Raw genomic sequence first — 21,025 nt, forward strand, 5'->3', positions numbered from 1 at the left:
AATGTGCTACACGCTATTTTAGTGCTCATAATCATTGGTGCTGCAGGGATATTGCTTACCAGGCAGGCAGCAGTTTCAGTGTGGGCTATTAGCTTTGCTCTATTTAGTGCTCTTGTTTTCATGTATGGTTCTCCGGGATTGGCGACTCAAATAGTGCTTGTTTTAGTGGAACTTATTTTAATTGCTGGCTCTATAAAACCTTTAAGACGAATATTATTATCCAAGTATTTTTTTAAAACAGTAAGCAAGGCCATGCCTGCCATGTCTTCAACTGAGAGAGAGGCGCTGGAAGCGGGCACTGTAAGTTGGGAAGGTGATTTATTTAGTGGTGCTCCAGATTTTTCTGTACTGAGAAATGCCCCTACAATTCGTTTGACTGATGAAGAGCAAGCTTTTCTTGATGGTCCCGTAAATACCCTGTGCGGCATGATCGATGATTGGGATATAACTCATAACCTAACCGATTTACCTCAAGAAATTTGGCAGTTTATCAAGGAAAATCGATTTTTAGGTATGATTATACCCAAACGTTATGGTGGACTTGAATTTTCTGCCACCGCACAAATGTCAATTTTAGTAAAAATCTATGGTCGCTCAATTACAGCTGCTACAACTATATCTGTACCTAATTCTCTAGGACCAGGAGAGTTGTTACTTAAGTACGGAACCGAAGAGCAAAAAAATTATTACTTGCCACGCTTGGCTGATGGACGGGAAATCCCTTGTTTTGCATTAACTGGTCCCAATGCGGGCTCTGATGCAGCATCAATCCCTGACAAAGGCATAGTATGTCATCAAGAAATTGATGGTGAAAAAATATTAGGTATCCGCTTAAATTGGGATAAGCGTTACATTACTTTATGTCCAGTAGCCACAGTAATCGGGTTGGCTTTCAGGTTATTTGATCCGGATAATTTATTAGGTAAAGGCGAGGATGTGGGCATTAGCTGTGCATTAATACCAGCAAACACCCCAGGAATTACTAAAGGACGTCGTCATTTCCCATTGAATACAGGATTTTTAAATGGCCCAACTCAGGGAAAGGATGTTTTTATTCCCATGGATTACCTAATCGGTGGTGTAGCTATGGCAGGTTGCGGTTGGCGCATGTTAATGGAATGTTTAAGCGCCGGGAGAGCCATATCCTTACCTTCGAGTGCTAACGGCGGTGCCCAGGCTGCGGCTTTGGCTTCGGGAGCTTATGCACGTGTTCGCAAACAATTTAATCAATCAATTGGAAAGTTTGAGGGAATTGAGGAACCTTTGGCCAGGTTAGCGGCAAATACTTACATTATTGACGCTGCTGTAACAATGGCTGCTGCTGCTATTGATCATGGAGCCAAGCCTTCCGTAGTTGGGGCTATATTAAAATACCACACGACAGAACGTGCAAGACAGGTATCACTTGATGCCATGGATATCCATGGCGGAAAAGGCATTTGTCTTGGTCCTAATAATTATATGGGCAGAGGTTATCAAGGTTCACCTATCGCAATTACCGTTGAAGGAGCGAACATACTTACTCGAAGTTTAATTATTTTTGGCCAGGGAGCAATTCGATGCCATCCTTATGTATTTAAGGAGTTAGAAAGTATCAGAAACAACAATCTGGTTGAATTTGATAAGGCATTTTTTTCCCATGCTGGATTTATTATTGCTAACTTTACGAAGTCAATTATTTTTGCATGGACTGATGCACATTTGTCCAAAGCACCAGTGAGCAGTGTAAAGCGTTATTATCAACTTGTGCATAAATACAGTGCTAATTTGGCGTTTCTTGCTGATTTCTCAATGACTGTCCTGGGGGGTGACTTAAAACGTAAAGAGAAATTATCTTCACGTCTTGGGGACATGCTTAGTTCATTGTATTTGATTTCAGCAGTTTTGAAACGTTTTCACGAAGATGGTGAACCCAAAGCTGATTTACCTTTGGTTGATTGGAGCTGCCAACAACTTTTGCATGAATGTGAGACAGCAATGCATGGCGTTATTGTCAATTTTCCAGTACGTTGGGCACGAGTTGTTTTACGCTTGATTATTAAACCTTTAGGTAATCTAAGAAATAAACCAAATGATCTGCTGGGCCATAAGTTAGCCAGAATCCTAATTGAACCTGGGGAAACCCGTATGCGCCTCACTCGTTTAGTCTACAGCAGAGCCGGGGATAATTGTCCTTTAGGTCGTCTGGAGGAAGCTTTCCACAAAATTTGCGCAGTGGAGGAGTTGGAAAGAAAAGTAATGCGTGCAGTAAAAGATAATGTTTTAAAATCACTTACTTTACTGGAACAAATCGATGAAGCTTTGGCTTGTGGTTTGCTAACCGAGAAAGAAGCCAAGCAATTAAAAGAAGCAGAGTTGGCACGACAGGATGTAATTAAGGTAGATGATTTCAATGATGAAGATTTACGTCGACCCGCATCAACAAAACCTGTTAGGACTAAAAAGCTTATTGTTAATAAAGATGATATAGAATCAGAAATGATTTGATTTTTACTCGTAATAACTATAAATATTTTTCATAACCCGGGGTGTTTCGACATAACCCCCGGGTTTTTCTTTGATGCATACATTAAAAAATGAAAATACCAGATCAAGCCTTACTTTGCTTTAATCAGGCAACATTAGACTATACTTAGACAAGGTTATCCAGGTAAAGAAAAACACACTCATTTGTAAGAAAGCTCCTTAACGTATCAGGAATAATATAAGAATATGGAGGTTAACATGAAGCAAAGGGCAGTGAAGGAAAATATCATGATGTCCAGTATAGTGGGTTGCCTCCTGTTACTGATATCTACCTTGACCTTTGCGGATTCCTTCAATCAGGTTGCCCGATTAAGCTATATTAGTGGAACAGTCAGTTTTGTACCTGCAGGGGTAACGCAATGGGTAAGTGTCACCCTTAATCGGCCTTTAATTGCAAATGACCGGATATGGTCAGATACAGGATCTCATATAGAAATGCAATTGTCTGGAGCCACCGCACGTATGGGAAGTCAAACCGATCTAAAAATTTTGAATTTGGATGATCAAATCACACAATTACAAATTACCCAAGGAACTCTTGCTTTAAGTATCAAGCGCACAAAGCGTCAACAAGTTTATGAAGTTGATACACCAAATTTAGCTTTTATCATTACTGAACCTGGTTACTATCGTTTTGATGTAACAACCCAAAATAATATGACTACAGTTAGTGTGAGAATGGGACAAGGTATGGCTTATGGAGAAAATGCATCCAATAATATTGGTGTAGGTTATTCATGCAGTGCTACAGGAACTAATTTAGAAAATTATCAATGTACCCGTCTTGCTCCACTTGATTCTTTTGAAAACTGGAGTTTGGAACGGGACAAGATTGCAGGTACAGTCTCAACTCAGTATGTTTCCCCAGAAACTATAGGTTATGAGGATCTTGGAAATTATGGGGCTTGGATTGAAGATAAACAATATGGCCCAGTTTGGTATCCCAATAATGTAGCTTCAGATTGGGCTCCGTACCAAGATGGCCAATGGATATGGATAAATTATTGGGGGTGGACTTGGGTAGATAATCAACCCTGGGGTTTTGCACCATTTCACTATGGACGCTGGGCTTTCCTTAAGGAGCGATGGTGTTGGGTACCAGGACCAATAGGCGCATTTCCTATTTATGCACCTGCATTAACCGTATTTATTGGAGGTAATAATCCACAACTCATGCTCGATGGAGGATATGGTATAGGTTGGTTTCCTTTAGCTCCAGGCGAACCCTACATTCCGCCTTATCATGTTAGCTATAACTATTTTACAGCGATCAATCTGAATAACACAGTGATTAATGTTGCCTATCTTAAGAATATTTATAAGCATCAAAATATAAGAATTAATTATAAAAATACACAGATTCCTAACGCAGTGACCCTTGTAACAACTAATGATTTTATTAATTCCAGAATAGTGAACAACCTACGCTCACGTGTCCCTAATAAGATACTTTTCGATGCAAATAAAATATATGCCGCGCCTGTTGTCCCCCAGCCTATCAGTATATTCGGGGGGAGGAAGTTTACTCAGGTAATACCCCCAGCAGAAATACTATCAAAACCCATTATTGTCAAAACTCAACCTGCTTTAGCAACCCCATCCTTCTCTGAAGCACAACCACTTCTTTTAAAAAATGGAGGCAAGCCTCTAACCCCAGCACAAATTCGGACGCTAAGCGCTGGAAAGAATAAGGGTACACAGCTTCCTGCAACTGGAAAACCGACGATTATCAGGCAAACATTTCCGGGAGTTCAATCCGGTACACCGGTTCAATCTGTAACACCGGTTCAATCTGCAACATCTGTTCAATCTGGAACATCTGTTCAACCCGGAATACCGGCTCAATCTGGAGCACCGGCTCAACCCGGAATACCGGCTCAACCTGGAGCGCCGGTTCAATCTGGAACACCGGCTCAACCCGGAGCACCGGTTCAACCCGGAGCACCGGTTCAACACGGAATACCGGCTCAACCCGGAACACCGATTCAACCCGGAACACCGGTTCAGCCCGGAGCACCGTTTCAGCCCGGAGCACCTGCTCAACCCGGAATATCGGCTCAACCCGGAATACCGGCTCAACCCGGAATACCGGCTCAACCCGGAGCACCTGCTCAACCCGGAGCACCGTTTCAACCCGGAGCACCGGTTCAATCCGGAATACCTGCTCAACCTGGAGCACCGGCTCAACCCGGAGCAAGTGTGCCACCTGGTGCAAATGTACAACCTGATATAAATACTCGGCCTGGTGATGTAAATGTGGAGCCTGGTCCAACTATGCAACCTAATCCCAATATTCCTCCTGGCCTCAATGTTCCACCAAATAATCCTTGAACTTGTGGTATATAAATGAAGTAGTTATTATAGGATCAGTAGTGGAAGTGATGATTCTGGATAAGAGGACATTAACTGCAAATCATGAAATGAAACAATCAAAACATGAATCTATTACAGGAAAGTGGGAAGTCACGCATAATTAGTATAAGTACTTAAACTCTCTCTATGTTTTGGCAAAAAAATGCATTTGATTTCTAGTAGACTATTATTGAGTAAGATGCACTATGAATAAACAATATCCTCATTTCAATATAATCTTTCTAAAAAAGTCTCTAGGCGTTTTCTTTAACATCGTCTGGCATAGTGATGTTTAATTCAAGCACCGAGTTATCCCCCATGCGTTCAAGATTCACACTGACTTGATCACGTGTGACATGTACGTATTTAGCAATAACAGTAAGAATTTCTTCCTGAAGTTTGGGTAGGTAGTCAGGTGTGTTACGTTGAGAACGTTCGTGAGAAATTATTATCTGTAGACGCTCTTTAGCAACTGATGCTGTAGCACTCCTTCTGCGCAGGTAATTGAAAATACTCATACCGTCACTTCCTCCTTATTTTTGCTGAATAAGCGACGCAATAATCCTTTACGATCATTATTTATGAAGCGCATAGGTCTTTCTTCGCCGAGAAAACGAGCAATTGCATCTTGATAAGCAATACCGGCGTCACTTGTTTCATCAAGCACTACGGGTGTACCTGTGTTTGAAGCTTTAAGTACAGATTTTGATTCTGGAATAACACCAATTAATGGAATGGCTAAAATTTCCTTTACGTCAGTAACGGAAAGCATGTCGCCACGCTCAACGCGTTCTGGATCATAACGTGTTAATAACAAATGCTCTTGAATTGGTGCTTGATTTTCGACGGCTCTTTTAGTCTTGCTTGCAAGTATTCCCAGGATACGATCAGAATCGCGCACAGAGGAAACTTCTGGATTAGTCACAACGATTGCATGATCAGCAAAATACATAGCCATTAATGCACCCGTTTCAATTCCAGCAGGCGAATCACAAATAATAAAATCAAAGTCTTTTGCAAGATCATTAAGGATTCGTTCAACCCCTTCAAGAGTTAATGCATCTTTATCTCGAGTTTGTGATGCAGGAAGTATAGAAAGGTTTGCAATGCGTTTGTCTTTAATTAAAGCCTGATTTAGGCTTGCTTCCTTATTAATGACATTAATAAAGTCATAAACAACTCGACGTTCACAGCCCATGATAATATCGAGGTTTCTTAAACCGATATCAAAGTCAATGACGACAGTCTTGTGCCCTAATAGAGCGAGGCCTGAAGAAATAGCTGCAGAAGAAGTAGTTTTTCCTACCCCACCTTTACCCGATGTAATTACAATTATTTTAGCCAACGCTGAACCCTTCCTATTATTTTTGATTCAACACAATATTTAACCAACAGTGTACACGTTAATTGATAACTAATTCAAGTAGTGCAATAGTAATCTGTGGAAAAACATTTTCCACAATAAAGAAGAACTCTAAAGACAATTTTTAAACTTTTTATTGCCTTATCAATACCGTAAGATTATAAATTATTTAGCTTAATGATATTGAAAGAATTCTAAGCTCAATGAAAATATGAGGGGGTTTTTGATAAAAATAGATCAACAAGTCCTATAATTATAAAGAATTATTTTTGTTTACTGTAAATTTTCTGTTTAATTTGTCCACAATTTATAGTAAACTATTCGGTTAATTTAACTCTTGTAACGAGAATAAAATGGCTCTATCTATTGTGCAGCAATCACTAACTTTTGACGATGTCCTTCTTATTCCTGCCCACTCTTTGATATTACCTAAAGATGTGTCTTTAAAAACAAAATTAACTCGTGCGATTAGCTTGAACATTCCTCTTGTATCAGCAGCCATGGATACTGTGACCGAGGCTCGCTTAGCCATCGCTTTAGCGCAAGAGGGTGGTATCGGTATTATTCATAAGAACATGGCAATTATGGCGCAAGCTGATGAAGTCCGAAAAGTGAAAAAGTTTGAAAGTGGTATGGTGAAAGACCCGATTACAGTGACTCCTAATATCACAGTAAAAGAATTGCTTGAGGTAATGACCAAATATAGTATCTCGGGGGTTCCTGTAGTTGATGGTGAAAATTTAGTCGGTATAGTAACCAGTCGAGACATCCGTTTTGAAACCAATTTATCTTTGAGCGTTGAGCAGGTAATGACTCCTAAGACAAAATTAGTCACTGTGAGGGAAGGATCAAGTCGTGAAGAGGTACGCAGTTTATTACATAAGCATCGTATAGAAAAATTGCTTGTAGTTAATGATGCGTTTCAATTACGTGGATTGATCACGGTTAAAGACATACAAAAAGCCAAAGAAAATCCTTATGCATGTAAAGATGCTGCAGAACAGTTACGAGTTGGTGCAGCTGTTGGCGTAGGTGAGGGTACTGATGAACGTATTGAAGCATTAATTGAAGCGGGTGTTGATGCGCTTGTTGTTGATACGGCACATGGGCACTCACAGGGTGTGCTTGATCGCGTAAAATGGATTAAAAAATACCATCCGAATATAGAGGTGATTGGTGGGAATATCGCTACAGCTTCAGCAGCTCGAGATTTATATGCAGCCGGTGCAGATGCAGTAAAAGTAGGTATAGGTCCTGGTTCTATTTGCACTACGCGGATTGTAACTGGCGTTGGTGTTCCTCAAATTACTGCGATTGCAAATGTGGCACAAGAACTCAAAGGAAAAATCCCAATAATTGCTGATGGTGGTATACGTTTTTCTGGTGATGTGTGTAAAGCGCTTGCTGCAGGTGCAGATACTGTAATGCTTGGAAGCATGTTTGCAGGTACGGAAGAGTCCCCAGGAGAAATCGAATTATATCAAGGTAGAACCTATAAAAGCTATCGCGGCATGGGCTCAATTGGTGCTATGGCTTCATCACAAGGTTCTAGCGACCGTTATTTCCAGGATGCCTCATTAGGTTCCGAAAAATTAGTTCCAGAAGGAATTGAAGGACGTGTTCCTTATAAAGGATTGGCGCAAACAATTATTCATCAATTGTTAGGTGGTTTGCGTTCATGTATGGGATATACAGGATGTGAAAATATCGAACAATTACATACTAAGACTGAATTCGTACAAGTGACTAATGCAGGAATGAGGGAGTCACATGTTCATGATGTAAGTATAACAAAACAGGCACCAAACTATCAGGTGGATAATTAATAATGAGTGATTTAAAACAACATCCTTTGCTGATCCTGGATTTTGGTTCTCAATACACACAACTGATCGCACGGCGTGTGCGCGAATTAGGTGTCTATTGCGAAATCCATCCATTTAATATAACACAAGAACAATTTGCAGCTCTAAATCCTTGTGGCGTTATTTTGTCTGGTGGTCCAGCAACTGTAACCCATGATGAGAATCCACGTGCACCCCAATGGCTTTTTACTTCGGGCCTGCCTATTTTGGGGGTTTGTTATGGAATGCAAACTATGGCAGTGCAATTAGGTGGTGAAGTACAGTCATCTTCAATTAGAGAGTTTGGTTATGCTGAATTGAAATTACATGGTCACAGCCAATTGTTTTCACAAATTGAGGATCGACTTAATTCTGATGGAAATGCTTTATTAGATGTCTGGATGAGCCATGGAGATAAAGTGACGAAATTACCTCTCGGTTTTAAGGTAATTTGTGAGACACGTAATGCACCGATTGCTGGAATGGCTGATGAAAGCCGTCACATGTATGGAGTACAATTTCATCCGGAGGTAACGCATACACTACAAGGAATGCGCATTTTATATCGTTTCGTTGTTGATATCTGTAAGGCGTCGACTAATTGGACGTCTGAACTTATTATTGATGAAGCAATTAATAAAATCAGAGCTCAAGTAGGAACTGAGAAGGTATTGCTCGGTTTGTCTGGCGGGGTGGATTCTTCTGTTGTCGCTGCTTTATTACATAAAGCGATTGGCAAACAGTTGGTTTGTGTTTTTGTAGATACCGGCTTGTTGCGTTTTAATGAAGCAAGTGAAGTTATGGAAATGTTTGGCAAGCACATGGGTCTTGAAGTTATTTCAGTTCGAGCGGAAGAAAAGTTTTTGCAAGCGTTGAAAGGTGTGACCTGTCCAGAAGAAAAAAGAAAAATTATTGGCCGTACTTTTATTGAAGTCTTTGATGAAGAAGCACTAAAAATTCCTGGGGTTTCGTGGTTGGCGCAAGGAACAATTTATCCTGATGTTATTGAGTCGGCAGCAACGAGCACGAATGGTGCTTCAGTTGTAATTAAATCCCATCATAATGTGGGTGGTTTGCCGGAAACATTGAACTTGGGATTACTAGAGCCTATTCGTGAATTATTTAAGGATGAGGTGCGTAAAATAGGTCTTGAGTTAGGTCTGCCTCACGATATGGTATACCGTCATCCGTTTCCTGGACCAGGCTTGGGTGTGCGAATTTTAGCGGAAGTTAAAAAGGAATATGCAGATATTTTACGTCGAGCCGATGCTATTTTTATTGATGAATTAAGGAAGGCCGATCTTTATCATAAAGTCAGTCAAGCTTTTGCTGTATTTTTGCCTGTTAAAAGTGTTGGTGTGATGGGTGATGGACGTAAATACGATTATGTGATTTGTCTTCGCGCTGTGGAGACAATTGATTTTATGACAGCGCATTGGTCCCAATTGCCTTGGGATTTTCTAGGCCATGTATCCAACCGGATTATTAATGAAGTAGAGGGAGTATCTCGTGTAACTTACGATATTTCCGGTAAACCACCTGCTACGATCGAATGGGAATAATTGTAGCCTGGGTGCAGCGAAGGAGAACCCGGATTTCGCTTCGCTGCACCCAGGCTACGTTTTAAAATTTTTTGAAAATGAATGATCACTATTGGATGCAAAAGGCATATGCTCAGGCTATTCTCGCCCAAGAGGAAGGGGAGGTTCCTGTTGGCGCCGTATTGGTAAGTAAAGACAATCAGTTATTAGGTTTTGGACGAAATTGCATCCAAACCAGTCACGATCCCTCAGAACACGCCGAAGTCCGTGCAATTAGACAGGCATCGCAACAACTAAAAAATCATCGTCTGTTAGACACGACACTTTATGTGACTCTTGAACCATGCGCTATGTGTTCTGGACTTATTGTGCATGCACGAATTAGAAGACTGGTTTTTGCAACTAGAGATTTTAAAGCGGGTGCAGCAGGATCTGTCTATAACTTATTACAGGGTTATCCTTTGAATCATAAAGTTCAAATTGACGAGGGAATAATGCAAGCGGAATGTGCTTTATTACTCGCAGAATTTTTTCAGATACTACGATAAATTTTTGAGGGCTGCTCTTCTATTTGAGAATAATGGTGCATGGGGGTTGCCTTCAGGTATTTATAAAAGCAGAAAAATTAATCACTCGGAACTGATAATGAGTATAATTTTGAATGTTAAATTTTTCTTTATTTCAGTTTAGGTTGGCTCTTTTTTGGGCCTTCCTGTTGGTCTTTCAATACGGACGGACCCTTAAAAAATCTCAATGTATCTTTTTCCACGGGTGCTAATTTTTTATCAAAATCCAGAATTGCCTGATAAAATTCGGTAGTTTCTGGTTTTTGTAATTTTTTGGGATTACGAATTGCTTTCTCGGCAGCTGCTTGAATTTTTAGATATTTTGCAGCCGGACTTAAAGCAGGGTCGATAGCAATTTTATAAATACGCGCAACTCGATGAGGAACAGTTTTCTCATGGCCATCAACAATAATTGACTTGCCTCCTCCAAGTCCAAAGAAGCCAGTACTCCATATTCCATTTTTTATTTCATTTTTGATTAGATCAATTACAAAACTATTAAAAAATGCATGGTATTTCTTATTAGGGATATTTCGGGGTGCATAAGTCCCAACGATATCTGGTTTTGATTCCCAAGGAGCCTCTACTCTTTGTAATTGGTTCGCTTCATTTAAGAAGTAAAAATTGATTTGTCCTCGTTCATAATAAGGTTTAAATTGCTCCCAATAGCGGTAAAGAAAACGAAGTTCTGCAAAAGTTATCTTGTCAAATTTTTTCTCAAAACACATCTTATAATCTATTTTATTTAAAACAAAATGCAGTTTATGCTCATCGTTTAGCGTCCAAAATACTCCCATCTTGGACATTTTCTTAATGAAGGGTACATTCTCTTCAGGTAGTCTTGAGGGAGAGAACTGGTCTATCTCAGGTCTTAAAAGACTGGCATAAGATTTAAATGTTTGTGCTGGGGTATAAAAGGGATTGGATGGTTTTGCTAAACGGGGATCGAGTAATGAATCAAGAAAGGGATCAATAGTCGCATGGAATACGTCATCAACCCTGGTAGCGAAATCGTGTTTCCCTTGTTGTCTCAAAAAATGAAATAAACTAATACGCGAACCGCTTATTCCATAAACCAGATCTCCCTCTTCAAACCCATCCAATAAGACATCCAAGCTGTCCTCTAAAACAGCAGGAATAAATTCTTTCCAATACAAGGGGTAATGAGGCAAAGAAGGTTCACTCATGACTTCTACAACATGATGATATTCTTCTTCTATTTTTTCAGGGACTTCATCTTCGTCACCAAGATTTTCCAAAGTAGCATAGCTTTTTCTTAGCTCTTCAATTTCATCGATCTTAGAGTCCTGATAGAACTTCAAATATGAAGCCAGTCTTTTTTTTTTCATAAAATTTAAAGAATAAATTGTTTTTTATACTATAGATAATTTATGGTCGAATTGCAAAACTAAAAGGCATCTTGAGTATGTGAAAAAAATAGTTCCTCTATCTTTTACACAATCTGCATTTTTTTATTAATATCACTTTACTTTGAACTAATTTGTAATTCATGAATAAGTTTTTGTTTTAAAACTTCTTTCTCATCATTATTTAGTGACTGATTTTGTGGATTTGTAATATAAAAAGTATCTTCGGCACGTTCTCCAGCAGTCACAATTTTTGCGTTATGTAAGTGAACATTTAGAGTTGAAAAAACTCTACCTATTGTTGCCAATAATCCAGGTCTATCTCCAGTGACTAAAAATAAACGAGTTTGATTGTAAGAGAGATCATCATTGTAATGGATTTGAGTTTTGACATTAAAATGTGCTAAAGCACGCGAAAGTCTTTTTCGTGCTACAACGGGCAATTGTTCAGTTTTTGCTAAGTGAGTACATAGAGCTTGTTGAATATCATGAGAGCGTTGTTTATCAAAAAATGCCTGATTTTGTTCATCTAAAATAATATAGGTATCCAAATCATATTGATTATCACAGGTAAGAATCATTGCTTCCTGAATGGTGACATTGTGATTGCTCAAAACAGTAGTTGCTATAGCAAATCGATCATCTCGGTGAGGCATGTAAATGAAAACCTCGGTTCCGCCCTGGCTGTGGTGAGGCATAATCATGACGAGGGGGAATTTAGTGCAAGCCAGTATCGCTTTGGTATGGCGTGCTATGATTTCAGGGGACTCATGCAAAAAATATCTTTCCTTGAATTGCTTCCATAAATTTTCTACTGTTTTTGCTGCAATACCTTCTGTAACCAATATAGATAATGCATATTGTTTGCGTGCTTTGATGAGAGCAGTTTCATCTATTAACTCTTGCTCTTTATGTAACATATGTTTGGCAGCACGATACAACTCTTTAAGTAGAGAATCTTTCCAGGAGTTCCATAAAGTGGGATTGGTTCCACAAATATCAGCCACGGTTAGCAAATACAGATAATCGAGGTAGTGGGGCTGGGGTAAAAGTTGACAAAAATTTTTAATGGTATTGGGGTCATAAATATCTTGTCTTTGTGCTGTTTGTGACATGATGAGGTGATTACGCACAAGCCAAACAAGTAAATCACTGTCCTCTTTTTCAAGATGGTGATTTTGTGCAAAATATGCTGCTTCAATTGCCCCTAATTCCGAATGATCACCACCTCGTCCTTTAGCAATATCATGAAATAATGCACTTAAGTAAAGTAGTTCAGGCTTGTTTAAAGTTTGCATTATTGGGACACAGAGGGGAAATTGTTCAGCATAGTTTTTTTCTTTGAAGCGGGACAGATTACGAATTACGAATAAAGTATGTTGATCTACGGTATAAACATGAAATAAATCATACTGCATTTGTCCTGTTACCATAGCGAAACATTCAAGATAATGCGCTAGAACACCGTATCGGCTCATTCGATGTAATGCCTTATAAGGGCCCTCTGCTGTTTTAAGAATATTCATAAACAATTCTGTCGTTTCTGGAGATGCTTTAAAGCGTTTATTCATCAGGTAGAGTGATTCCCTAATTAATCGAATAGTATTTGCTCGAACTCCTTCAATATCAGGCCGTTTTGCTATCCAAAGAAATAGTTTTAATAGTGCCTGGGGATGGTGAATGAACACGCGAGTATTCCTTACTTCAATGTAATTGTTGGATAGCTGAAATTCATTATCCAGATGAAACAGTTTTTGCCTTGGGGAGTGGGCGATGGTTTCATCAAACCATTGTAATAACATCTCATTGAGTTCTCTATTACGTTTAATTACTTTAAAGTAATCCTTCATGAATTGTTCTATGGCTAATGAATGGGGTTTATCTTTATAACCAAAAAACTGAGCTAGTTTGATTTGGTAATCAAAGGATAAGCGTTCTTCTGCTTTTTCAGCTAATACATGTAAAGCAAAACGTACGCGCCAGAGAAAATGCTGACAGTAAGTAAGTTTTTCGTATTCTTTATCAGTAATGAATCCATAGTTTATGCCGTCAGCTAATTTTTTAATGTTAAAATGGCGTTTGCCAATACTAAGCAGGATCTGTAAATCACGCAGACCACCAGGACCATATTTTACATTAGGCTCCAAGTTATAAGCTGTTTCACCGTACTTGGCATCACGTTTTTTTTGTTCTTGAAGTTTCGCTAAAAAGTAATTTTGGCTGGTCCACATGTGTAAGGGATGGATTTGATAAATTAATTCCTCCATTAAGGCACCGCGACCACATAATAAATACATATCCATGAGACTGGAAATTACTGTGACATCTTGACTCGCTAGTTCCGCACAAGAAGAAACACTAGTGATTTGATGGCTTAGATCCAAACCTACATCCCAGCAATCCTGGATAAAGTTTTGTGCACGATGCAATTGTGATTTAGAGACTCTATCAGTATGCAGCAACAATATATCAACATCGGAATAGAGTTGCAGTTCTCGACGTCCATAACTGCCAAGAGCTAGAAGACAAAAAGCATCATGATCCAGTTGATTCTTAGTAAATAAACTAATAACCAAATCATCAATGAAGCTAACTAATTTACGAGTTATGGTGGTGATATTGGTTTTATAATCGAATTCTTCGCGAAGTTTTTCTTTGAATTGTTTCAGGTTATTTTTAAGATGTTGCAGTCCTAGTATCATTCTTTTTTTTTCTGCATCCTGCTTCTGGGAAAGGAGATGAGTTTTTGTATGTTTACTTTCGTTCTTCATCGCGCAGAGTCAAAATTTCTACACCATCATCGGTAACCAATAAGGTATGCTCCCATTGGGCTGAAAGGCTATGATCTTTAGTGACTACAGTCCATTGATCAGGCAATAAGCGGGTATGGTGTTTACCAACGTTGATCATAGGTTCTATAGTAAAGGTCATACCTGGTTCCAATTTCATTCCTGTTCCGGGTATTCCATAATGCAATACTTGAGGATCTTCATGGAAGATGCGTCCTATACCATGACCGCAATAATCACGGACAACCGAACAACGATTTTTTTCTGCATGTTGTTGTATGGCATAACCTATATCACCTAACTGTACTCCAGGTTTTACCATGTCAATTCCAATAAACAAACACTCATGAGCCACCTGAATCACATGTTTTGCTTTAACTGATGGTGCACCAATAACGAACATTTTACTGGTATCCCCATGATAGTCGTTTTTAATTACCGTGACGTCAATATTAATTATGTCTCCATCCTTTAAGACTTTTTTTCCTGGGATCCCATGACAAACCACATGGTTTACTGAGGTACAAATAGACTTTGGGAAACCATTATAATTTAAAGGGGCAGGAATTGCTTTTTGGATATTCACAATATAGTCATGACAAATAGTATTCAGTTCGTCAGTGGTGATTCCTTCTTGCACATGAGGACCGATCATCTCAAGAACTTCGCCAGCAAGTCTGCCAGCAATACGCATTTTCTCAATTTCGTCAGGGGTCTTTATAGTAACTGCCATATAAATCCAAAAGTGTTATTTGATTGTCCAATATATTTTGTTCCAATATATAGTGTAGGTTAAATAAGAACTGCATGTTTTAATCATTTTGGAACGAAAAGCATATTAGCATAATTGATTATGCATGTCACCGAATCCCAATTTTAGCGGGTTTTGATTTATTGTTGAGTAAACATGGATGCAACGTTGTTGCATCCATCTTGTTTTTTTATCTAAATAAGAATTTAGGTTGCATTAGGACTACTGCCAGTATGTCTGCGATTTTCTCTCTGCTCCAACATTTTATCTTCAATTTCCAGTTCCTGCTCCGTAGTTAAAAGAATTTGCTGATACCAAAAAGAACCGTATTTTGTGTTGTATTTGGGATCATATTTCTGCGCGCTTTTTCCACTCACAATTTCGGGTTTTACTGCAGTTGGATATTTTCCATTATGATTTGGAACGTAAGCTAAAAAAGAATCATCGGTGTTAGGTGGTGTACTCAGATATATAGTAAATTCGTTTTCTTTTAAAACAACATGGCTTTTACGTCCTGTATTGTTACGTAAAGCCTCTTTAACTAAATCTTGTAGTTCTATAACAGTTCCCTTTTGGGGATCCACAAAACAATCTCTAATCCTTACCCCAGAACTCATTTTCCTAAAAACCATACCAACAGGAATTGATAGATAAATCATAGAACCTCCATATAAGGCCAAGCAATCACTCAAGTGTACCATGAAGATCCATAGTTTCTATTTATTTGTCATGAAATTTTGTTGCGCTTACTTTCATTTCGAGTACTATACTTTATTAAAAACTGGCCTCTTAACTCTAAGGAAAGAAAATGAAACTCCGCGCACGTGTTTTAATATCTACCTTAAGTTTTCTGCTAAGTGCTTCGGCTTTTGCTTTTGAGGGGCATGGCGGAGGGTATCATGGTGCGCTTCCAAATACTGGGTATCACAATAATGGATATTATAATAACTATTATGGTAGTTATTACCATAACAACGAATGGTATGGAGGAAGTGTAAATGTGAATACCTGGAATGATGGTATTTGGTATGATGATAATTTAAATGATGATACAAATGTGGTTCTGGGAGTACCTAATGAAGGTTATTATGATCCTTCATGCCAAACAATAGATGATTGCAGCTCGGGTACTTGTGTTCTGGTAAATACATGTGATCAAGAATAAGCTTATGCATAAAAAAAAATATCAATGGGCAGTAGTAGGGGCCGGTCCCTCCGGAATCGCAGCTGTGGGCAAATTATTGGATAATGGTATTTTACCAGAGGATATTTTATGGCTTGATCCTCATTTTAAGGTTGGTGATTTTGGCCTTTATTGGCGTAATGTCTCAAGTAATACTAAGGTCAAATATTTTAAAGATTTTTTATCGGCAGTCCATTCTTTTCATTATCAAGAGGCTCCAATTGATTTTCAATTAAATCATTTACCTCTAGATGAAACATGTACCTTGAGTTTCATGGCAGAGCCCTTGCAGTGGATCACAGAAAATTTTTTACAAAAAGTCCAAGCAGTGAAAACAACTATCCATAATATGTTTTTATCTAAGCGGCTATGGTCTTTAAGTTCAGATTCACAAACCTACTACGCTAAAAATGTAATATTGGCTACAGGTGCATTGCCATCAACATTAAATTACCCTGGTGTTAACGTAATCCCTTTTGATACAGCAATTGATAAGGAAAAATTGTCTGCTGTTGTTCAGCGTGATGAAACTTATGGGGTATTTGGTTCTTCTCATTCTTCAATTATTATTTTAAAGCATCTTGTAGAATTGGATGTTAAAAAAATCATCAATTTTTATCGCTCCCCTTGCTGTTACGCTATTGAGATGGATGATTGGATTCTTTTTGATAATACTGGGTTAAAAGGGCAGAGTGCAGCCTGGGCTAGAGAACACATTGATGGAACTTTGCCCACTAATCTTGTACGTTACAATGTCAGTGAACCCAATATCGCACGTTTTTTACCCGAATGTGACCAAGTAATTTATGCAGTCGGTTTTGAGCAACGTAAAACGATTGTTATCGGCGATTATGAAAATTCACGCCATAACCCCTATGTCGGTATTATTGGACCAGGACTCTTTGGTTTAGGTATCGCCTATCCAGAAACAAAGGCAGATGTCTATGGTAATGTGGAATCTCAGGTTGGCTTATGGAAGTTTATGGTTTACCTCAATAAGGTGATGCCCCTTTGGCTTAAGTATCCAACTTAATTTTCATTCGAGCTCTCGGGGATTGATAGGATCATTCTTCCGATGGCTTTAAGTATGTATGATTTTAAAATACAGAAAAAATACTTTTCAACCTACGTAACACCTACTAAAATGAGTCTCTTTTTAACTTAAAAAATAATAATGCAAAGGATAGGTATATTATTCTGGTTTTCAGTATGTATCTTCGTTATGGGATGGCCGAAAAATGCAGAATGTGCACTTGAGCGTGATTTTCAATCTTGGTTTAATGTAACAGCGACTGCTAAGACTCATAGTACGGACAAAATACTGAGTCGTGTGCGATATTGGTTAGAAACACAAGAGCGCTTAGGTGATGACAGCAGTCGCTTCTCACAGATATTAGTACGCCCAGGATTAGGTTATGAATTAACAGAGAATCTGAGTATCTGGGTTGGATATGCCTGGATATATACGGGAAAACCTAATACCGCTAATCCATTTGAGGAAGATCGAATATGGCAACAACTTTTATGGACTAAAACCAATCGGTATTTGACATTCACCAGCCGAACACGTACAGAACAACGATTTTTAGAAAATAATCCTAAAACGGCTTATCGATTCAGGGAGCTTATTAAAATTTCAGTTCCGCTCAAACAATATGCTAAATTTAGTTTTGTTACGAGCGATGAACTGTTTCTTCATAAAAATAATTTTGTGGGTACAAACAGTCGCGGCTTTGATCAAAACCGATTTTTCATAGGTTTGGGTTATAAAATAAACCCAATAGCCACTACAGAAATTGGCTATATGAATCAATACATTCGACGTTTTGGGGTTCCTGACTTTTTAGCCAATATTGCATCAATAAACTTTTCTATGAATTTTTAAAAAGTGAGTTTTTTTCAGGATGAACTTAAGTGAAAAAATTGCAGGTTATTGCAAGTTATCTTGAGTATCATCCTTTAAAAACATTCATCTTAACTTAACGACCGCCAGCACCACCAAGTCCTCCTGCGCTACCAGGTCCCCCAGAGCTACCGCTTCCTCCAGCGCCGCCAACCCCACCGTAACCTGTATTATCTATTTTAGAAGTTTCCCCATGTTTTGGCGCATGACATCCTGTTAATAAAGAAGTTAAAAATAATAACAATAATAGTGCTTGCTTCATGAATGTCCTTATTATATCGATAAAAGAATATAATGTTCCTAGTAAACAAGTATAACTATTTTTTAAATGCGTGCAAAAGAAGGATAACTGATTTTTTAGGGTATAAAGCTTATTTTTTTATGTGCTTTCTTGGTGAAGGTAGTGTAATTCTTAAATAAATTTAGGAGTTCTCGGTCTATGTTGAGGTTTCTGCTTGGTGTGAGCGATAATGCCAAAATTTTGGCAAGGCCAAACAACAAAAGGTTACCCCTATAATGCATAATACACCGCCTGAGATCAGAGCCGTTGAAATGCTAAAGCTGGTAGCAATAAATCCAGCGCGTGTATCACCTAATTTAGGGCCACTCAAATAACTGATCATTTCAATCCCGGCTAACCTTCCACGATATTCCGTTGGAATAGTATTATTCCACAAAGTAGTGCGAAATATTCCGCTTACCGCATCAAAAGCCCCAGCAAGTGCTAAGAAAAACAGGACAAACCAAAGGGAACTTGATAAACCAAACCCAATCATTGCTGCACCCCACAAGATAGAGGCAATGGCAATGGCTCTACCATCATGGTTTATTTTTGCAGTCCAACCACCGACAAATGAAATAATCAGTGCTCCTGCAGCGGGTGCTGAATAAAGCAAACCTAAGGTTTTTGCACCGCCGAACGATTGGGCTACAGCAGGAAGTAACGAATTAGGCCACGCAAAAACCATGGCGATAAAATCTACAGCATAGCTTCCTATTAATTCCTGCCGATTAAACGCAAAAGAAATCCCTTGCTTTAGGGAAGATAAAATGGAAGCATGCTCCTGCGTGGCGGGCTTGGGTATTGTATGAATTCCGGCTAAAGTGATTAAAGATATAAAAAATGTAATTAAATCAACCGTATAAGTAACAACTATACCATATTGGGCAATAATAAGCCCAGAAAAAGCCGGTGCAATAATCATACAAAAACTGAATTTAAATGTAGCAAGCGCACCCAGTTTTTTGTAATCACTCGGGTTAACAATTTGTTGCATAATACTATCAAAAGCAGGGCGATGCAGTCCGTTAATCGCAGACATAGAAGCTGAAATGATAAAAATAAGACTTAGGGAGGGATATGTCTGATATGAGTTAAGAGCAAGTATAAAACATCCTCCGGCAAGAAGTAATTCACTAATAATTAATAATCCGCGACGATTGTATCGATCAGCAAATACACCACCAATCAGCGCAGTGATTAATAGAGGCAATAATTGAACCAAACTGAGTAAACCGACCAAAAAAGTTGACTGAGTCATATGATAAATTTGATAGGGCAGTGCGACACTGCTGATCATAGTACCTATAAATGAAATAAATTGACCTAAATAGAGAAATCTGAAGTCTCGATTCTTTTTAAGAAGAGAGAGATCTAAAAACAGGCTCATTTTGAAAATATCCAAATGTGTGGAACGGTAAAATAAAAAGACAAGAAAGATTTTATTCTTTTTAATTGATCCAGTACAGAACTGATTTGTTCTGGGAAAAGCGAGTACTTAAATAGCTGATCTAAGAAGGCTCGGACCCATTATTATGTTTTTTATTTTCTTCTGTATTTTGTGATTCATTTTTTGCTTTATTTTGGGATCCACTTTTTTCTTTATTATGAAGCATCAAAGGCTCAATAAAGCTCACCGGAGTGGAATAGGTCATCGGGATTTTTTCCTCATCAAGTGCTTTTTTAATCGTTGTGAGTACTTCATCAAGTGAACGACGTTGCTGGCTGGGTTCAGGATTTGTCCACCAATATATTGCAAAGTCAACACCATTAGAAGAAAAAGAAACCACATAGACTTGAATGTACTTATCTTTAGAAACCGTTTTACACTGCTCCATAGCTTTTGTAATGACGGAACGAGCTTTTTCTATATCGGTTTCAAAATCAATACTGCAAACAATTTTTTCGCGTCTGAGGGATTCATCAGTATATACCCGAACTATACTCGAATACATTTTAGAGTTCGGGATAAATATCCGTGTACCGTCCGTTTTACGCAAATGTGTATTTTGAACGGAAACACGATGAACATACCCTTGAATATCCTCTTGCCCTGACTCAACCTCAATAAAATCACCAATGCTAAAAGGTTCTCTGAGTAAGATCAAAATGCCAGTAAAAAAATTTTCAAAAACATTTTTGAATGCCAGACCGATTGCGACAGAGGTTAACCCCAAAGTTGCCAAAACATTTGCTGTTGTTACTGAGGGAATTAGAATAGCTGAAATAATTAATATCCCCAAAAACCACACTATGACAATGGTTAATTTATGAAAAATTGTTACTAAATTGGCGCGAATTGCTATTCTCGGTAAAAACGAACTCACCAGACGACTAATTAATTTCGCGAGAAAATAAGTAATAAAGGCAAAAATAATGGCAATAATGAAATTTGGAATAAGCGCAATAAAATTTTGCGCAAATTTATTTAGAGTTTTTAGAATAAGATCTAAATAGTTCATATATCGAATTTCCTTATTCTACTTTAGCTATTTATTGATCAGATTATCAATTTGCCGATAATAAAAGATTTCGAATCGGATTTATTGTAGTGTAGCAA

At 38.4% G+C, this 21,025-nt stretch carries 17 protein-coding genes; 8 read left to right on the plus strand and 9 right to left on the minus strand.

The window, feature by feature from the left end; genetic code table 11:
* Positions 1-3: 3 nt before the first annotated feature.
* The gene (locus FOLKNPGA_RS07965) at positions 4-2,487 is read left to right on the plus strand and encodes an acyl-CoA dehydrogenase (protein ID WP_182352532.1); all 2,484 of its coding nucleotides are present in this window, start codon (positions 4-6) and stop codon (positions 2,485-2,487) included.
* Between the two features lie 237 nt (positions 2,488-2,724).
* Positions 2,725-4,857, plus strand: a complete 2,133-nt coding sequence (locus FOLKNPGA_RS07970) for a DUF6600 domain-containing protein (protein ID WP_220471057.1) — start codon at positions 2,725-2,727, stop codon at positions 4,855-4,857.
* Between the two features lie 275 nt (positions 4,858-5,132).
* Here FOLKNPGA_RS07970 and minE read toward each other — a convergent pair whose 3' ends face one another.
* Together minE and minD are read right to left on the minus strand one after the other, a co-directional pair.
* Positions 5,133-5,396, minus strand: coding sequence for a cell division topological specificity factor MinE (gene minE / locus FOLKNPGA_RS07975; RefSeq protein ID WP_019233062.1), 264 nt, complete (start codon positions 5,394-5,396; stop codon positions 5,133-5,135).
* Positions 5,393-6,223, minus strand: a complete 831-nt coding sequence (gene minD, locus FOLKNPGA_RS07980) for a septum site-determining protein MinD (protein ID WP_182352533.1) — start codon at positions 6,221-6,223, stop codon at positions 5,393-5,395. Before minD ends, minE begins: the two co-directional genes overlap by 4 nt.
* A 371-nt stretch (positions 6,224-6,594) precedes the next feature.
* Here minD and guaB point away from each other — a divergent pair, with 371 nt between their 5' ends.
* From guaB to tadA, 3 genes are all read left to right on the plus strand, one after another.
* Positions 6,595-8,067 carry an IMP dehydrogenase gene (gene guaB / locus FOLKNPGA_RS07985; protein ID WP_182352534.1) on the plus strand — a complete coding sequence of 491 codons (1,473 nt, stop codon included), beginning with the start codon at positions 6,595-6,597 and terminating at the stop codon, positions 8,065-8,067.
* 2 nt (positions 8,068-8,069) lie between these two features.
* On the plus strand, positions 8,070-9,647 hold the full coding sequence (guaA, locus tag FOLKNPGA_RS07990) for a glutamine-hydrolyzing GMP synthase (RefSeq protein ID WP_182352535.1): 1,578 nt from the start codon (positions 8,070-8,072) through the stop codon (positions 9,645-9,647).
* Between the two features lie 77 nt (positions 9,648-9,724).
* Positions 9,725-10,174 (plus strand): tRNA adenosine(34) deaminase TadA, encoded by a 450-nt coding sequence (tadA, locus tag FOLKNPGA_RS07995; RefSeq protein ID WP_182352536.1) that lies wholly within the window; start codon positions 9,725-9,727, stop codon positions 10,172-10,174.
* 128 nt (positions 10,175-10,302) lie between these two features.
* On the opposite strand, the gene FOLKNPGA_RS08000 is transcribed toward tadA, so the two are convergent.
* The 4 genes from FOLKNPGA_RS08000 to FOLKNPGA_RS08015 all read right to left on the minus strand — a co-directional run bounded on the left by FOLKNPGA_RS08000 (position 10,303) and on the right by FOLKNPGA_RS08015 (position 15,758).
* Positions 10,303-11,541, minus strand: a complete 1,239-nt coding sequence (locus FOLKNPGA_RS08000) for a hypothetical protein (RefSeq protein WP_182352537.1) — start codon at positions 11,539-11,541, stop codon at positions 10,303-10,305.
* A 137-nt stretch (positions 11,542-11,678) separates the two neighbouring features.
* The gene (gene glnD, locus FOLKNPGA_RS08005; protein ID WP_182352538.1) at positions 11,679-14,261 is read right to left on the minus strand and encodes a [protein-PII] uridylyltransferase; all 2,583 of its coding nucleotides are present in this window, start codon (positions 14,259-14,261) and stop codon (positions 11,679-11,681) included.
* 52 nt (positions 14,262-14,313) lie between these two features.
* Entirely contained in the window at positions 14,314-15,081 is a 768-nt protein-coding gene (gene map / locus FOLKNPGA_RS08010; protein ID WP_182352539.1) for a type I methionyl aminopeptidase, read from the minus strand.
* A gap of 224 nt (positions 15,082-15,305) precedes the next feature.
* Entirely contained in the window at positions 15,306-15,758 is a 453-nt protein-coding gene (locus tag FOLKNPGA_RS08015; protein ID WP_182352540.1) for a permease, read from the minus strand.
* 149 nt (positions 15,759-15,907) lie between these two features.
* On the opposite strand from FOLKNPGA_RS08015, the gene FOLKNPGA_RS08020 reads away from it, so the two are divergent.
* From FOLKNPGA_RS08020 to FOLKNPGA_RS08030, 3 genes are all read left to right on the plus strand, one after another.
* A complete protein-coding gene (locus tag FOLKNPGA_RS08020; protein WP_182352541.1) occupies positions 15,908-16,264 on the plus strand; it encodes a hypothetical protein in 357 nt (118 codons plus the stop codon).
* A gap of 4 nt (positions 16,265-16,268) precedes the next feature.
* Complete coding sequence (locus FOLKNPGA_RS08025) at positions 16,269-17,315, plus strand: FAD-dependent oxidoreductase (RefSeq protein WP_182352542.1); 1,047 nt, start codon at positions 16,269-16,271, stop codon at positions 17,313-17,315.
* A gap of 189 nt (positions 17,316-17,504) precedes the next feature.
* Positions 17,505-18,167, plus strand: coding sequence for a DUF2490 domain-containing protein (locus tag FOLKNPGA_RS08030; protein ID WP_232890891.1), 663 nt, complete (start codon positions 17,505-17,507; stop codon positions 18,165-18,167).
* A 94-nt stretch (positions 18,168-18,261) separates the two neighbouring features.
* Here FOLKNPGA_RS08030 and FOLKNPGA_RS19140 read toward each other — a convergent pair whose 3' ends face one another.
* From FOLKNPGA_RS19140 to FOLKNPGA_RS08045, 3 genes are all read right to left on the minus strand, one after another.
* Positions 18,262-18,447 carry a hypothetical protein gene (locus FOLKNPGA_RS19140; protein ID WP_182352908.1) on the minus strand — a complete coding sequence of 62 codons (186 nt, stop codon included), beginning with the start codon at positions 18,445-18,447 and terminating at the stop codon, positions 18,262-18,264.
* A 175-nt stretch (positions 18,448-18,622) separates the two neighbouring features.
* A complete protein-coding gene (locus FOLKNPGA_RS08040) occupies positions 18,623-19,855 on the minus strand; it encodes an MFS transporter (protein WP_182352544.1) in 1,233 nt (410 codons plus the stop codon).
* 121 nt (positions 19,856-19,976) lie between these two features.
* Positions 19,977-20,927: a mechanosensitive ion channel family protein gene (locus tag FOLKNPGA_RS08045; protein WP_182352545.1), complete on the minus strand. Its 951-nt coding sequence runs from the start codon at positions 20,925-20,927 to the stop codon at positions 19,977-19,979.
* Between the last annotated feature and the right edge of the window lie 98 nt (positions 20,928-21,025).

This window comes from Legionella sp. PC1000 (assembly GCF_014109805.1).
Taxonomy (GTDB): Bacteria; Pseudomonadota; Gammaproteobacteria; order Legionellales; family Legionellaceae; genus Legionella; species Legionella resiliens.

What these genes read in the sequence shown, in the direction of transcription:
- FOLKNPGA_RS07970 (WP_220471057.1), top strand. Translation starts at nt 2,725, where the DNA reads ATGAAGCAAAGGGCAGTGAAGGAAAATATCATGATGTCCAGTATAGTG.
- minE (WP_019233062.1), bottom strand. Translation starts at nt 5,396, where the DNA reads ATGAGTATTTTCAATTACCTGCGCAGAAGGAGTGCTACAGCATCAGTT.
- guaB (WP_182352534.1), top strand. Translation starts at nt 6,595, where the DNA reads ATGGCTCTATCTATTGTGCAGCAATCACTAACTTTTGACGATGTCCTT.
- guaA (WP_182352535.1), top strand. Translation starts at nt 8,070, where the DNA reads ATGAGTGATTTAAAACAACATCCTTTGCTGATCCTGGATTTTGGTTCT.
- tadA (WP_182352536.1), top strand. Translation starts at nt 9,725, where the DNA reads ATGAATGATCACTATTGGATGCAAAAGGCATATGCTCAGGCTATTCTC.
- FOLKNPGA_RS08000 (WP_182352537.1), bottom strand. Translation starts at nt 11,541, where the DNA reads ATGAAAAAAAAAAGACTGGCTTCATATTTGAAGTTCTATCAGGACTCT.
- glnD (WP_182352538.1), bottom strand. Translation starts at nt 14,261, where the DNA reads ATGATACTAGGACTGCAACATCTTAAAAATAACCTGAAACAATTCAAA.
- map (WP_182352539.1), bottom strand. Translation starts at nt 15,081, where the DNA reads ATGGCAGTTACTATAAAGACCCCTGACGAAATTGAGAAAATGCGTATT.
- FOLKNPGA_RS08015 (WP_182352540.1), bottom strand. Translation starts at nt 15,758, where the DNA reads ATGATTTATCTATCAATTCCTGTTGGTATGGTTTTTAGGAAAATGAGT.
- FOLKNPGA_RS08020 (WP_182352541.1), top strand. Translation starts at nt 15,908, where the DNA reads ATGAAACTCCGCGCACGTGTTTTAATATCTACCTTAAGTTTTCTGCTA.
- FOLKNPGA_RS08025 (WP_182352542.1), top strand. Translation starts at nt 16,269, where the DNA reads ATGCATAAAAAAAAATATCAATGGGCAGTAGTAGGGGCCGGTCCCTCC.
- FOLKNPGA_RS08030 (WP_232890891.1), top strand. Translation starts at nt 17,505, where the DNA reads ATGGGATGGCCGAAAAATGCAGAATGTGCACTTGAGCGTGATTTTCAA.
- FOLKNPGA_RS19140 (WP_182352908.1), bottom strand. Translation starts at nt 18,447, where the DNA reads ATGAAGCAAGCACTATTATTGTTATTATTTTTAACTTCTTTATTAACA.
- FOLKNPGA_RS08040 (WP_182352544.1), bottom strand. Translation starts at nt 19,855, where the DNA reads ATGAGCCTGTTTTTAGATCTCTCTCTTCTTAAAAAGAATCGAGACTTC.
- FOLKNPGA_RS08045 (WP_182352545.1), bottom strand. Translation starts at nt 20,927, where the DNA reads ATGAACTATTTAGATCTTATTCTAAAAACTCTAAATAAATTTGCGCAA.